The organism is Couchioplanes caeruleus (assembly GCF_023499255.1).
In the GTDB taxonomy this organism is placed as follows: Bacteria; Actinomycetota; Actinomycetes; order Mycobacteriales; family Micromonosporaceae; genus Actinoplanes; species Actinoplanes caeruleus_A.
In genome coordinates, this window is sequence record NZ_CP092183.1 from 5803968 (window position 1) to 5818291 (window position 14324).

A 14324-nucleotide genomic window follows, 5' to 3' on the forward strand; every position below is an offset into this window, starting at 1 on the left:
GCCCACCGGCACGGACCCGCAAACGGGCGCCGGCGTCGCCTACGCCGACCGCCACTGCTCGGCCTCGGCGTGCCGGAACGCCAGCCCGTTGCCCGGCGAGCGACGATCAACCGTCAGCGCGCCGCCCTCCGCGCCGGCCGCGCCGTCGAAGAGCATGCCCTCGATCCGGACGTGGTCGTGGAACCACTCCAGGTGCCGCAGGTTGGGGGTGGCCGCGGCCACCGCCAGGTGCTGGTGCGGTGCGCAGTGCCCGGACACCTCAAGACCGTGCGCGGCGGCCACCGCGGCCGCCCGCTGGAACCCGGTGATGCCTCCGCAGCGGGTCACGTCGGCCTGCAGGCAGTCGACGTACGGCGCCATGCGTTCGAAGTAGCCGAGGTCCCAGCCGTACTCCCCCGCCGCCACATCGGCCCGGACGGCGTCGCGGACCTGGCCCAGGGCGGGGAGGTCGTCGGAGCTCACCGGCTCCTCGTACCAGCGCACGTCCAGGTCACCGGCCGCCTCCAGCACACGGATCGCCTGCTTGCGCTGGTACGCGCCGTTGGCGTCGACGAACAGCTCCGCGTCCCCGATCGTCGTGCGCGCCGCCGTCATCCGGGCCAGATCGCGCGGCACGTCGGCGCCGCAGGACTCGCCGATCTTGATCTTCACCCGGGGGATGCCCTGCTCGTGCACCCATCGCGACAGCTGCGCGTGCTGCCGCTCCGCGTCGTACGTGGTGAAGCCCCCGCTGCCGTAGACCGGCACGGCCGGGCGCACCGACCCCAGCAGCCGTGCCAGCGGGACGTGGTGACAGCGAGCCTTCAAATCCCACAGGGCGTTGTCCGCCGCCGACAGCGCCAGGGCACCGATCCCCCTGGTACCGGCGTTGCGCAGGCGGCGGTTCATCGCCGTCCACGCCGCCGGGACGTCGTCCGGGTCGGTGTCCCGGACGACCGGTGCCAGCATCTGCGTGACCACCTGCACGACCGCCGGTGGACCGTACGTCCAGCCCAGACCGGTGGCTCCCTCGGCGCTCGCCCGGACGAGCACCAGGGTGGTGCTCGTCCAGGCCAGGGTGCCGTCACCCTCCGGCGCGTCGGTCGGGATGGTGTACGCCGCGGCGGTCAGCGCAACCATCGCCGGACCCCGTACCCGAGTCCCGCCACGGCACCCGCAGCGGCCGCCGTGGCCAGCAGCCGCACCGGGCGCGACGGCGCGGCCGGACGGTCCGCCCAGCTCCGCTCCGGCATCCCGCGCCCGTCGTCGCCGTCCAGGCCGGCGGCCAGCAGTTCGGCCAGGTGCACGCCACGGCGGCCACCGGCGTCACTCTGCTCGACCTGGGTACGGCAGCTGAACCCGTCCGCCAGGATCACGTCGGAGGTGTCCGCGTCGCGCACCGCGGGCAGCAGGACCCGCTCGGCGCAGGCCTCCGACACCTCGTAATGCCCCTCCTCGAAACCGAAGTTGCCGGCGAGACCGCAGCATCCGGAGTCGAGGATGTCCGCTTGGACGCCGGCCGCGGACAGCAGCTTCGTGTCCGCCTCGTAGCCCATGACGGCGTGGTGGTGGCAGTGCGTCTGGATGTGCGCGGTGCGCCGTACCTGTGGTGGCGTCCAGCCGGGGGTGTGCTCGGTGAGCAGCTCGGCCAGGGTGACGGTCTGCCGGCGCAGGCGTTCCACGTCCTGGTCGTGGGGGAACAGCTCCTCGGCGTCGCTGCGGAACACCGCGGTGCAGCTCGGTTCCAGGCCGAGGACGAGGTGGCCGGCCCGCAGGTGCGGCCGCAGGACCTCGACCGTACGCAGCAGCACCCGCTTCGCGACGTCGAGCTGGCCGGTGGAGATCCAGGTCAGCCCGCAGCACACCTTCTGCTCCGGGACGACCACCCGCCACCCGGCGTGTTCGACCACCTCCACGGCGGCCCGCGCGATGCCCGGGTCGAAGTGGTTGGTGAACGTGTCCGGCCACAGCACCACCTCGCCGCGCTCCCCGGAGCCGCCGGGGGTGTGCCGGGCGAACCACTGCTGGAACGTCTCGGCGGCGAAGACCGGCACCTCCCGGCGGCTGTCCACCCCGGCGGCCTTCTTGGCGAGCCACGCGAGCCCCGGTGCGTGCGACAGCGCGTTCACCAGCCGCGGCGCCGTCGCCGCCACGGCCGCGGCGGCCACCGGCAGCCAGCCCATCGAATAGTGGGTCCGCGGGCGCAGGCGCCCCTCGTAGTGGTGCGACAGGAATTCTGCCTTGTACGTGGCCATGTCGACGTTGACCGGGCAGTCGGCCTTGCATCCCTTGCAGGCCAGGCAGAGGTCGAGCGCGTCCTTGACGGCGTCGGAGCGCCAGCCGTCGCCGATCGCCCCGCCGCGGGCCGTGCCGTCGAGCATCTCGAAGAGCATCCGGGCCCGCCCCCGGGTCGAGTGCTCCTCCTCCCTGGTGGCCATGTACGACGGGCACATGACGCCGCCCTCGTGCCGCCGGCATTTCCCGACGCCCACGCACCGCAGCACGGCCCGGCCGAAGCTGCCCTCGTCGTTCGGGTACTGGAAGTGCGTGGCGACGTCGCGGTGGTTGTAGTCCACGCCCAGGCGCAGCTGAGCGTCGAGCGGGTTGGGGGCGGCCACCTTGCCGGGGTTCATCCGGTCCGTCGGGTCGAAGATGGCCTTGAACTGGCCGAAGGCGCGTACCAGGTCGTCACCGAACATCACCGGCAGCAGCTCCGCGCGGGCCTGACCGTCGCCGTGCTCGCCGGACAGCGACCCGCCGTAGCCGGCCACCAGATGCGCCGCCTGCTCCATGAACGACCGGAAGTTCGCGATGCCGTCGCTCGTGGTCATCTCGAACGGTATGCGGCAGTGGACGCAGCCCTGGCCGAAGTGGCCGTACAGGGAGGTCTGGTCGTAGCCGTACTCCCCGAAGAGGGCCTGCAGGTCGCGCAGGTAGTCGCCGAGGTCGTCCGGGCCGACCGCGGAGTCCTCCCAGCCGGGCCAGGTGTCGGGCAGCCCGGGCACGCGCGCGGTGGCGCCCAGCCCGGACTCGCGGACCAGCCACAGCTGCTTCTGGTGCCGCTCGTCGTCGAAGAACGCGACCCGGTCGTCGTCGCGGTCGAGCTGCAGGGAGGCGAGCATCCGGTCGGCGGCGGCGTCGACCTCGTCCTTGGTGTCGCCGCCCATCTGCACCATCAGGTACGCCCGTCCCTCGGGCAGCAACTCCAGGGCCTCGGGGTGCAGGTGCTTGGCCTGTTCGAAGTGGATGAGGTGGTGCTCGATGCCCTCGAGCGCGATCGGCCGGTGCGGCAGGACCGCCGGCACCGCGTCCCCGGAGGCACCGACGTCGGGGAAGCCGATCATGACGAGGCCGCGAACCTTGACGACGGGCACGAGCTTCAGCCTGGCCCGCAGCACGGTGACGCAGGTGCCCTCGCTGCCGACCAGGGCCTGACCCACGTGGAAGTTCTTCTCGGGCAGGAGGCTGTCGAGGTTGTACCCCGAGACCCGGCGCGGGATCTTCGGATAACGGGTACGGATCTGCGCCAGGTACCGGTCCCGCAGGGCCCGCAGCTCCTGGTAGACCTGCGCCGGACGGCCGCCGGCCGCGACGATCTGCTCGTACTCGTCGTCCGGCGTCTCCCCCACCCACATGCGGGTGCCGTCGTAGAGCAGCACCTCCAGCTCGACGATGTTGTCGACGACCTTGCCCGTGCGCTGGGCCGTCGCCCCGCACGAGTTGTTGCCGATCATGCCGCCCAGCGTGCAGTGGTCGTGGGTGGCCGGCTCCGGGCCGAACTCCAGGCCGGTGTCCTTGAGCTGGTCGTTGAGCACGTCCAGGACGATGCCCGGCTCGACGAGGCAGGTGCGGCTCGCGGCGTCGACCTCGAGCAGCCGGTGACAGTACTTCGACCAGTCGATGATCACTGCCACGTTGGTGCATTCCCCGGCCAGGCTGGTGCCGCCTCCCCGCGAGGTGATCGGGGCACCGTACCGGTGGCACACGGCGACCGCGGCCACGCCGGCCTCGACGGTACGCGGCACCACCACGCCGATCGGCACCTGCCGGTAGTTGGACGCATCGGTGGAGTACGCGGAGCGCGATCCGGCATCGAAGCGGACCTCGCCGTCCACCTCGGCCGCCAGGTCCCGTTCCAGCGCGGCGACGTCGATGTCGCCGGTCTGCGGGACGCGCACGACGGGATCGGGGAGCTTGACGGTGGTCATGCCCGCAGCTCGTTGATCTTGTCGCGGACGACGGTGCTCAGCGTCGCCATCTTGTGCGGCTGGCCCCGCAGGAACGCCTCGGTGAAGTGCTTGGCCTGCTCGTACTTGACCTTGCCGGGCATGGGCGGCTCGTTCGGGTTGACGTCGACGTCCACCAGCGCCGGGCCCGGGTGGGCGAGGGCCTCGGCGATGGCACTGCGCACGTCGCCGGGCTTGCTGACCTTCGCGCCGTACGCCCCGCACCCGCGCGCCCAGCTGGAGAAGTCCGCCTCGGGCTGCCGATGCCGCACGGCGTACTCCGGATAGCCGAGCACGATCTGCTCCCAGAGGATCTGCCCGTACGCGTTGTTGTTGTTGACGACCACCTTGACGGGCAGTTCGTGCCGGACGGCGGTCAGGAACTCGGCCATCAGCATCGCGAACCCGCCGTCGCCGACGTACGCGATCACCTGCCGGCCCGGGAAGGCGTGCTGCATCGCGATGGCGTACGGCAGCCCCGGCGCCATCGTGGCGAGGTTGCCGGACAGGTAGAACTCGCGTGCTCCGCGGATCGTCCAGTGCCGCGCCGACCAGGTGGCGATCGTGCCGGAGTCGCACGTGAGGATGGCGTCGTCGGCGGCGAGGTCGTCCAGGACACCCATGACGTACTGCGGGGCGATGGGGTCGCGGCTCTCGTCCTCCAGCGCCGTCATGTCGGCGCGCCAGGAGTCCATCTCCTTGCGGTACTTGTCCAGGAAGGAGCCGTCCCCGCCGGTCAGCAACGGCAGGAGACCCTGCAGCGTCTGCTTCGCGTCCGCGGCGATCGGCACGTCGACCGGCAGCCGCAGGCCGATCAGCGACGGGTCGGAGTCGATCTGCACCACCCTGGCCTTGCCGGGCTCCGGCAGGTACTTCCCGTACGGGAAGGAGGTGCCGACCATCAGCAGCGTGTCGCACTCCTCCATGGCCTCCTCGCTCGGCCTGGTGCCGAGCAGGCCCAGCCCGCCGGTGGTGACCGGGTGATCGTCCGGGACGACGACCTTGCCGGGCAGCGTCTTGACGACCGGCGCGCCCAGCTTCTCCGCCACGGCGATGACCTCGTCGCGGGCGTGCTTGGCGCCGACCCCGGCGAGGATCACCGGCTTCTTCGCGGCGTTGAGCACCTCGGCGGCCGCCCGCAGCTCACGCTCGCCCGGTGGGAGCTGCGGCCGGTCCAGGGCCGGCATGCTGGTGGTGGGGCGCCCCGGCCCGACGTGCCGGTACGGGTCCTCGCCGATCTCCGCGACCTGGATGTCGGTCGGGAACGTCAGGTGGGCCACCGTCTGCTTGCTCAGGGCGTTGCGGATGGCCAGATCCACCACCCCCGGCACCTGCTGGGGGTTGCTGATCATCAGGTTGTACACGGCCACGTCCTGGTAGAGGCGGTCGAGATGGACCTCCTGCTGGTAGCGGCTGCCCAGCATCGACGTCTCCTGCATGCCCGTGATCGCCAGCACCGGCGCATGGTCCAGCTTCGCGTCGTACAGGCCGTTGAGCAGGTGGATCGCGCCCGGCCCGGACGTCGCCGCGCAGACGCCGAGCCGGCCGGTGGCCTTGGCGTACCCGGTCGCCATGAACGCGGCCGCCTCCTCGTGGTGCACGAGGACGAAGGTGATCTCGTCGGAGTGCCGCCGGAAGCCCTCCATGAGGCCGTTGATGCCGTCGCCGGGAAGCCCGAAAACGGTGTCCACTCCCCAGGCGATCAGGCGCTTCGCCACGCTCTCCCCTACGATTTCCGGCATCGGAAACCCCTCCAGTCATGGTTCGGACATCCGGTACGAGCACCGGCCGGCGGCGCCCCTACCCCGGTGTCCGCCCGGCAAACGGTCGGCGCGGGTGCGACGGTCGGGCCCGCGCCGACGCCCGTCAGATCCGGGCCCGGCCGGCGTTTCCGTGCCCGGAGCCCGGGTAGGCGGACGGCACGACACCCGCACGACCGGGGGGAGGGACGATGATCAAGCTGGACACGCGCCACGACGACCCGACCCGGTGGCGGCTCATCAACCGGACGTCCTCCGGGGCGGACGTGCTGGCCCACCAGGCCACGGCGGTCCATCGGCCACCGTGGCCCGAGGCGCTCGCGCAGCTGCGCGAAGGGCGGGGCGAGCTCGAGGTGGTCCGCGACGCGGGCATGCATTTCCGCTGGCTGCTGCACGCCGCGGACGGCTCCGTGGTCGCCGAGTCGCCGGCTGTGCACCGCGACGCCGAGGCCTGCCGGATCAGCTTCGACAACGCACGACGGGCCGCCCGCACCGCGCTGGGCCCGGCCCGCACCGGCTGCTGACGCCGGAAGCCTCCGGGCTCCCGGCGGCATCAGCCGGTCGGCGCCGGCGGTCACCGTCGCCGGGCCAGACCCACGCCGGCGACGGCCGTAGCGGCGGCACCGGCGACTGCCAGCCGGTGCATCGACACCCACGACCAGATGTCGCGCGACTTCGCCTGGGCGTCGAACATGCCGTGCGCGCCCCGATCGGCACGGTCGTCGCGGGGTTCGAAGACGTTGCTGCCGTACCGGGGACCCTGCGCGTTCGTCAGCTGGCCACCCACCGTCTTACGGGCCATGTACCAGTCCAGGAACCAGGGCGCGACCCGGTTCCCCAGGATCGTGTACGCGGTGGGCACCCCGACCCACATGTTGCGCCTCGGATGCTCGGCCAGGAACCGGACGGCCCGCGCGGCGATCTCCGGCTGGAACACCGGCGGCACCGGCTGCGGATGCTCGTCGAAGTTCGTGGCGTTCCAATCGAACTGGACGGTGTTGACGCCCGGCAGCTGCACCATGCAGACCCGGACCGCGCTGCCGCAGTGCTTCAACTCGGTGATCACACTCTCCGTGAAGCCCTTGACCGCGTGCTTGGCTCCGCAGTACGCCGCCTGCAGCGGGATCCCCCGGAACGCGAGCGCGCTGCCCACCTGCACGATGACCCCCCGGTCGCGCGGGCGCATGAGCTCCAGCGCCACCCGCGTGCCGTTCACCTGGCCGAAGTAGGTGACCTCGGTGATCCGCCGGTACTCCGGCTCCGGGATGTCCCAGAAGTACCGCAGGTCACCGGCGAACGCGTCATTGACCCACAGGTCGATCGGTCCCAGCTCGCTCTCTGCCCGGGCGGCCGCGGACCGGACCTGGGCCAGGTCGGCCACATCGGTCGGTACGCCCAGCCCGCGGCGGCCGGCGGCCTCGACGTCCTCGACGGCGCCCTGGAGCCCGGCCCGGCCCCGGGCGAGCACCGCCACGTCCCATCCGTGCCCGGCCAGCTCCCGGACGACGGCCCGGCCGACACCTGCGGTGCCACCGGTCACAACGGCTGTTCGACGCTCTGTCACTTTGTTTCCCTCCATGACGTGCTGGGTTTCCACCTCCGGCCGGGCCGGACGGCCCGGACCGCTTCGCCGGTCCGCGGCCGGAGGCGGGCGCCCCCGGCCGGCCCCGGGTCGCCGGGGCGGGCGCCACCGCGTGGATGCCCCGGGCCCGGCAGCGGCCGGCGGGCTCTCCTGCGGGAACAGCGCCATGCCCGGCCGCGGCAGTGTTCGAGCCGGGACAGGCGGCAGGAGCCGGACGATCGGCGAGGCCGGCATACGGACCCGGCTCGTCCCCGGGCACGGACGAGTGGCGGTGCGCGGCTGCGATTCCGGCGCGACCGCAGCGGCGACGGTGGGGGGCGTATCGGGGTGCGCGGTCGCGCGGTCCGGGGCGACGAGGCCCCGGCACGACACGAAGCGGGTGATGCCGGTACGCCGCAGCAGCGTCATCAGGTCGGCGGCCACGTTGACCACACACAGTCGCGCACCCACGTGCCCGGCGGCGCTGTACGCGGCCATCAGCGCCCGCGCCACGGCTGGGCCCGGCTCCCGCAGGCGACGCAGGTCCACCACCAGCGTCCGGGGCCGGCGGCTGACCAGCGCGTTCACCAGGCCGTCACGCAACTCCGCGGCCTGCGGAGCCGGCGCGCCGATCACCGTGGCGACGAGGCAGCCCGGCTGCGCCTCGTACGTGTGCACCCGCACGCCCGCGCGGGCCGCCTCCGGCGCTGCCGGGGCAAGCCGTGACCGCAGCCGTGCCAACGCCTGGTTGAGCAGGCGGGACACGCTCATCTGAGAGGTGCCGAGCTCGGTGGCGATCTCGTCCTGGGTGCGGTTGTCGAAGAAGTACCGGCGTACCGCGTAACGGGCGCGATCGGGCAGGCCGCGGATCGCCGGTTCCAGCATGACGCGGTCGACGGCCGATTCCAGGCCGGCGTCCACGGCGCCCAGCAGCTCCTGACGCTCGCACGGGTCGTCGGCCGGGCCCACGGGCTTGTTGAGGGAATCGGCGCGGTAGGCGACTGCCCCGGCGAACGCGGCGCGAACGTCCTCCTCCGTGATCCCCAGCAGGTCCGCGATCTGCGCGGCCGCCGGTTCCCGGTGCAGGCGCTGCAGCAGATCCGCGCGGGCGCGCGTGACGTCGAGGCAGCGCTCCTGCAACTGCCGGGGCAGGTGCACGCTCCAGGTCCGGTCGCGGAAGTGGCGCTTCAGCTCGCCGAGGATCGTCGGGAACGCGTACCCCGCGAAACTGGTCCCCCGCGCGGGGTCGAACCCGTCGACCGCCTTCACCAGGGCGAGCGACGCGACCTGCACGAGATCCTCGATCGGCTCCCCGCGGTCGGCGTAGGTTCGCGCCAGGTGCCGCGCGAGCGGCAGTTCCCGGCGGATCACCTCCTGCCGCAGCTGTTCGCGCCGCGACGGCGGGCAGCCCGGCTCACGCATCGCGCGGATCGCATCGATCGTGGCACCGTCGCGCGCGGCTCCGCCGTGGCCGGGTGCGGAGCGGGGTGCAGCAGCGAGCGAGGACATGGCGCCTCCTGAAGTTTCACACGGGAACGGCCGCGCGGCACCCATGGGGAACGGGTGCGGACGGGAATCAGGCATCGGAGCGGTGGCGCGGACGACGCCGCGACGGCTCATCACCCCGGGGCCGCGCAGGAGGGCCGATACGGCCCGGGGTGCCGGGGCTTGACACCGGCGGCCGGAGCTTCGGGTCGGGGATAACCGTGGCGGGGCGCAGGAAACCCGGCCCGGCGCTTCGTCACGAAGCTGTCATGAAGTCCCGTCCGGGCAGCGCCCGGCGTTTGTCACCGGACTGTCATACCGCCGCGCCCCTTCCGCAGGACCCCGCGGGCAACCTGGCGGGCAGCGCACCCAACCGCGGCACCGAAGGACGACACCCATGACCACCAGCAGCCTGGTCACCGCCCTCGCCATCGGGCTGGCCGTGGGCCTCAGCGCCCGATGGATCCCACCCCGGCACCACGACACCCCCTGGTGGTTACCCGTGGCCGTCGCGGTCGCCGCCGCCATGCTCGCCACCGTCGTCACCCACCTCACCGGCGCCCGCACCACCGGGGTCGGCGCCACCGAGGTCCTGCTCCAGGTGCTCTTCGCCGCCACCGCGGTGACGCTGGTCGCGATGACCACGGACCGACGCGGAAAAGACCCCGGACACCACCGCACCAGCCGGCCCCGATGACGGTCGTACCGGGAGCGGAGGGGGCAGCCGTCCTCATCTGCGACACCTGCGGCGGCCATGACAGCACCGTCGACGTCACCCGGGACAGGGACCTGGTCTGGCCGGTCGTCACCGCGCTCGGCTGGACCGGATCAGCGTTCGCGACCGGGCCGCACCGATGCCCGCGGTGCAACGAGGTTCCCGGGACGGCCCGCTGGGAGCCGCGGGAGCACCACCCTGCCTCGCACAGCGCGTCCTACGACCTGCGCACCCACGACGACGTCGACGCCGCGGCGATCACTCCGCTGGCCGATCTGGACGCGGTGCTGGCCGAGCGCCTGCGTGACGACCTCATGCACGCGGCCACGGCGCACCGCCATGTCCTCGTGGACCTGCACGCCGTGCACTTCATCGACTCGGCGGCCCTGGGTCTGCTCGTCCGGGCCCGGCAGGAGGCCAAGCAGCACGGTGCGACGTTCGACCTCGTCGCACCGTCACGGTTCGTGCGGGCGGTTCTGCACACCATGCGGCTGGACAGCGTCTTCCGCACGTTCCCGGACATGCAGTCCGCAGTCGACACGGTGGCCGCCGCTGACGGCCGGTGGTGAACGGGTACGGAACCGCCATCCGGGTAGGGGCACACCGACGCCGTCCCCGTACCGGAGGAAAGACATGCCGCCGACCACGACCGCGGGTGATCCGCCCACGCCGGCACCCGTCGGCTCCCGGCCGTCCGCCACCCTGGTACGCGCTGCCACCACCGCCGCCGCCCTGCTCGTTCTCGCGCTGGCGGCCGCCGTGGTGGTCCGGATCCTGACCCGGCTCGCGCCCATGACGATGGCCGTCATCGCTGCGCTGCTGCTGGCGGCGCTGCTCGGCCCGCTCACCGAACGGCTCAAGCGGTGGCGGGTGCCGGCGTCGCTCGCGGCCCTCACCGGCGTCGTCGGCCTGGTGGGCGTCCTGGCCGGCACGGGTTACCTCATCGGCCGCCGCGCCACCTCCGAGCTCGACAACCTCGGCACGCAGGTCGTGGAGGGCCTGCACCGGCTGCGGCAGACCGCCGTGGACACGCTGCCGGGACTGGACGCGCGCCGGCTCGACGACATCGTCGGCAGTGTCGCCGCGGCGGTCCGCACGAGCCTGCCCAGCCCGGTCGCCGGTGCCACCGGCGCCGCGGAGTTCCTGGCCGCCGCCCTGCTCACCGTGTTCCTGCTGTTCTTCTTCCTGCGCGACGGCGACGCGATGTGGCGCTGGCTGGTGCGCCGCACACCCCGGCGGCGGAGCGACCGGATCGACCGCGCCGGCCGTACGGCCTGGCACACCCTCCAGTCGTACACCCACGGCACCGCCGTGGTCGCCGCCGTCGACGCGATCGGCATCGGCGCGGTGCTGTTCGTCCTCCGGGTCCCCCTTGCGCTGTCGCTGACGATCCTCACGTTCGTCTCGGCGTTCGTGCCGATCCTGGGCGCCACCCTGGCCGGAGCCGCCGCGGCTCTCGTCACGCTCGTGACCAACGGCCTCGGGGACGCCATCGTCGTCGTCATCGCCGTCATCGTGGTGCAGCAGGTCGAAGGCAACGTGCTGCAGCCGCTGGTGATGCGCCGCGCGATCCGGATCCACCCGGTCGTCACGCTGCTCGCCGTCACCGCCGGCACGCTGCTGGCAGGGGTTGCGGGGGCGCTCATCGCCGTCCCGCTGTGCGCGGTGAGCTACCACGCGGTGCTGGGCTTCCGCGACAAGCCCGGCGGCGACCCCGCGGACCAGAACCGCGAGTAAAGGGCTTCGCCGGGCCCCAACGGTGCCGCTGCGACCCCCGGCCGGCTGGGACGTGCCGCTGGGCGCCGTGCGCCACCGTCCTTCGCTGCTGCAACCTGTCGCACGTTGACCGCTTGCGCTCGCACCGGCAGAGGTAAGGCAACCGCCATGGCGAACAGCAACCTTCGCACCCTGGTCTGGGAACGGCTCGACTCGCCGGGCACAGGGATGGCGATCCTCGATCGACAACCGCCGTGGACAGTCCGGGGCGCCGTCGTGGCCACCGCGTCCGTTCCGCACGTCCTGCGCTACCGCATCACCTGTGATCCGGGCTGGGCCGTCCGGTCGGCCGATCTCCACGCCGAGGGCGCCGGCTGGGCCCGCGAGCTGCGCCTGAGCCGAGACGGCGGCACCTGGCGGGTCACGACCCAGGAAACCGGCAGCCTCGACGACGCCCTGAACGCCGCCGGTCACCCACCGGCCCCCCTTCCGGGAGCCGACGACCCCGACGGCCTCTCCGGAGTCCTCGACGTCCACGTGGCCACCGTGCCCCTCACCCTGACGCCGCTGCTGCGCCGGACCGGGTTGCGGCTCGACGGGGAGGCCGTCGAGGTCAGGAGCGCCTACGTCCTCGTACCGGCGCTGAGCGTCATCTCCCGCGTCGAGACGATCACCATGATCGACCCGACCACGGTGACCCTCACCCGCGACGGCCACTGCGCCGCCGTCGAGATCGACTCCGAGCAGCTGGTCACTCACTATCCCGGCCTGGTGCAACGCATCGACTGAGCGGCGAAAAGGGCATCGGAGGCGTGAGTCGACCCGCCCAGGCGGGTAGAGCGCCACGGCCGCCCGGATGACGGTGGGTCCCCGCGACCGTACCGCTTCGAGGCTGCGGCCGCGGGTGACGCGGCAACCGCGGCGGGCAGGGTGCGCTCTGCCCGCCGCGACCCGGCAGCCACCGACCGTCCGTCGCGCGTACCGGGCATCTCCGCCGGGGACGGCGGTCAACCGCATCGACATTCCGTAGCGGAATCGGAGGGCACACAGTGATGTCGCAGAACCGCCGGGCAGGCGCACCGGCATGGGCCGGCCGATCCGCCGCAGCAGCCGGACACAGGCATGCCACAGGTCCGCAGCCGTCGGGCGTGCCCACCGAGGTGACCCCGGTGCGCGTACGGCACAATCCGTCGGCCTGGCGGCGCCGCGCGGCGATCGCAGCTCTGGCCCTGGCGGGTTGCTGCGTGTCCCTCTACCTGGGCCTGTTCCAGCTCCACGCGATCGACGACGTCTGGGATCCCCTGTTCGGTACGGGCAGCGAGCGGGTCCTCACCTCGGCCTTGTCGCGGATGCTCCCGGTGCCCGACGCCCTGCTCGGTGCCGTGGCCTACGCCGTCGAGGTGATCCTCGAGCTGGCCGGCGGACGCGACCGGTGGCGCAGCCGGCCCTTCTGGGTGTTCGCGACGGGAGTCGTGGCCGGTCTCCTCGCGCTGACCGGCATCGTCCTGGTCGTCAGCCAGCCGCTGCTGACCGGCACGTTCTGCACCCTCTGCCTGGTGTCCGCCGCGATCTCGATCACGGTCGCCGCGTTGATGGTGCCGGAGGTACGGGCCGCAGCCTTCGCCTATCGGCCTGCGCCTGACATCCGAGGCTGAGGCGCGCGCGAGGTCGCAGCCCACTTCCGGGCCGGCGATGCGGACGGGGGCGGAGCCGGCGCTCGGGGGAAGACGCCGGCCCCGCCGTACGAGGCGCACGCTGGTCGCGTGACCGGACGATCAGCACGGGGCGACGGCGCCGGTCGACAGGTCGCTCAGCGCCCGGTCCCGGTCCGGATACACCGGGAAGGCCGTGTCGAGCATGGTCGCCGCGAGGGTCTGCCGCACCACCGGGCGCGGTGCGACGAGACACACCCGATGGCCGCGGCCGGCGGCGAGTTGCCGTGCCTCCACCAGAGCGCCCAGGCAGGTGCAGTCGATCAGTGTGACGTCGGTCAGGTCCACCAGCACGTCGGTGTTGCGTCGCACGGTGTCCGCCAGGCGGTCACGGAGCATCTCCACCGACTCGGCGTCAACGTCGCCGTGCAGCTCCACGAACCTCACCGCGGGGCCGCCGGAACAGTCCTGCCCCATGTGTTCTCACTTCCCCTCGTCTGCGGGGTCGCCGTCGCGTCCCACCATGACGTACCGGCATGGCAGGGCTGCCACACCGCCATGACGAAGTCGTGAAAGTCGCCGGCTCAGCGCCCACTCGTCATGAACCTGTCATGGATTCGTGTGCGAAGCGCACCGGCGGCAGCGCAGGCTCGTGGGGTGCCTGGTTCTGTTTCCAGCTCAGCGCGGCGGGATGCCCGACGGCGTCCGTACGGGCGAGCCTGGCGCCATCACGATGATCTGCTCGCCTTCGAACGGCGCGTACGCCTGCCGGTCGGACAGCTCGTACTGCCCGCGGTATGCCTCGTAGGAGAACACCTGCACGTTGCCGTCGAAGGTCAACGTCTGACCTTTGGCCAGGTCCCTTGCGGTCCTGCTGAGCACGAGCACCGACAGGTCACCGGACCCGTCGGTCGCCATGACGAACGACTCCGTGGTGAGGATTCTGATGATCTTTCCTGAGACCGTGACGGTCCGGCCGATGACGTCACGCTCACCGAGCTGCGCCGCGGGCCGCGCCGGCGGCTCGGCGCGGGACTCGGCGTGGCATCCCGTCATGGTCACCTGCAGCGCGACGGCGCATGCCGCCAGCCTGATCCACGTGGCGGTTGGTGTGGGCATCGTTCCCCCCGTTCGTCGGCGCTGTGTGCCGATCCGTTCGACGGCGCCGCTCTTCCCGTTCGCCGCGTCCCGACACGGTCACGCGGCCGCTTCCTCGCGACGTCCCGCGAG

Annotated in this window: 12 protein-coding genes and 1 pseudogene; 6 read left to right on the plus strand and 7 right to left on the minus strand. The window is 72.6% G+C overall.

All coding sequences use genetic code 11. The features are described 5' to 3' along the window. Nucleotides 1-39: 39 nt before the first annotated feature. From COUCH_RS26865 to COUCH_RS26875, 3 genes are read right to left on the minus strand one after another with little or no spacing between them, the layout of a single operon-like run. Nucleotides 40-1119 (minus strand): enolase C-terminal domain-like protein, encoded by a 1080-nt coding sequence (locus COUCH_RS26865; RefSeq protein WP_249607988.1) that lies wholly within the window; start codon nucleotides 1117-1119, stop codon nucleotides 40-42. Beyond that, nucleotides 1107-4187 (minus strand): FAD-binding and (Fe-S)-binding domain-containing protein, encoded by a 3081-nt coding sequence (locus COUCH_RS26870; RefSeq protein ID WP_249607989.1) that lies wholly within the window; start codon nucleotides 4185-4187, stop codon nucleotides 1107-1109. The genes COUCH_RS26865 and COUCH_RS26870 overlap by 13 nt, the downstream gene beginning before the upstream one ends. Further along, nucleotides 4184-5947, minus strand: coding sequence for a thiamine pyrophosphate-dependent enzyme (locus tag COUCH_RS26875; protein WP_249607990.1), 1764 nt, complete (start codon nucleotides 5945-5947; stop codon nucleotides 4184-4186). The genes COUCH_RS26870 and COUCH_RS26875 overlap by 4 nt, the downstream gene beginning before the upstream one ends. Nucleotides 5948-6156: 209 nt before the next feature. Between COUCH_RS26875 and COUCH_RS26880 the strand changes: the two genes are divergently transcribed. Continuing rightward, nucleotides 6157-6489, plus strand: coding sequence for a hypothetical protein (locus tag COUCH_RS26880; RefSeq protein ID WP_249607991.1), 333 nt, complete (start codon nucleotides 6157-6159; stop codon nucleotides 6487-6489). A gap of 50 nt (nucleotides 6490-6539) precedes the next feature. Here COUCH_RS26880 and COUCH_RS39250 read toward each other — a convergent pair whose 3' ends face one another. Both COUCH_RS39250 and COUCH_RS39255 read right to left on the minus strand, forming a co-directional pair. Further along, on the minus strand, nucleotides 6540-7544 hold the full coding sequence (locus COUCH_RS39250; protein ID WP_430641001.1) for an SDR family oxidoreductase: 1005 nt from the start codon (nucleotides 7542-7544) through the stop codon (nucleotides 6540-6542). A gap of 711 nt (nucleotides 7545-8255) precedes the next feature. Further along, nucleotides 8256-9146, minus strand: a pseudogene (locus COUCH_RS39255) (sigma-70 family RNA polymerase sigma factor); the annotation flags it as partial. Between the two features lie 262 nt (nucleotides 9147-9408). Between COUCH_RS39255 and COUCH_RS26890 the strand changes: the two are divergent. From COUCH_RS26890 to COUCH_RS26910, 5 genes are all read left to right on the plus strand, one after another. Next, a complete protein-coding gene (locus COUCH_RS26890; RefSeq protein WP_249607993.1) occupies nucleotides 9409-9708 on the plus strand; it encodes a GlsB/YeaQ/YmgE family stress response membrane protein in 300 nt (99 codons plus the stop codon). After that, nucleotides 9705-10295, plus strand: coding sequence for an STAS domain-containing protein (locus COUCH_RS26895; protein WP_249607994.1), 591 nt, complete (start codon nucleotides 9705-9707; stop codon nucleotides 10293-10295). The genes COUCH_RS26890 and COUCH_RS26895 overlap by 4 nt, the downstream gene beginning before the upstream one ends. A gap of 64 nt (nucleotides 10296-10359) precedes the next feature. Beyond that, on the plus strand, nucleotides 10360-11463 hold the full coding sequence (locus COUCH_RS26900) for an AI-2E family transporter (RefSeq protein ID WP_249607995.1): 1104 nt from the start codon (nucleotides 10360-10362) through the stop codon (nucleotides 11461-11463). A 147-nt stretch (nucleotides 11464-11610) separates the two neighbouring features. Further along, nucleotides 11611-12231, plus strand: coding sequence for a putative glycolipid-binding domain-containing protein (locus COUCH_RS26905; RefSeq protein ID WP_249607996.1), 621 nt, complete (start codon nucleotides 11611-11613; stop codon nucleotides 12229-12231). 359 nt (nucleotides 12232-12590) lie between these two features. Continuing rightward, nucleotides 12591-13097, plus strand: coding sequence for a vitamin K epoxide reductase family protein (locus COUCH_RS26910; RefSeq protein WP_249607997.1), 507 nt, complete (start codon nucleotides 12591-12593; stop codon nucleotides 13095-13097). A gap of 120 nt (nucleotides 13098-13217) precedes the next feature. Here COUCH_RS26910 and COUCH_RS26915 read toward each other — a convergent pair whose 3' ends face one another. Next, the gene (locus COUCH_RS26915; protein ID WP_249607998.1) at nucleotides 13218-13571 is read right to left on the minus strand and encodes an STAS domain-containing protein; all 354 of its coding nucleotides are present in this window, start codon (nucleotides 13569-13571) and stop codon (nucleotides 13218-13220) included. 201 nt (nucleotides 13572-13772) lie between these two features. Continuing rightward, entirely contained in the window at nucleotides 13773-14213 is a 441-nt protein-coding gene (locus tag COUCH_RS26920) for a hypothetical protein (protein WP_249607999.1), read from the minus strand. Between the last annotated feature and the right edge of the window lie 111 nt (nucleotides 14214-14324).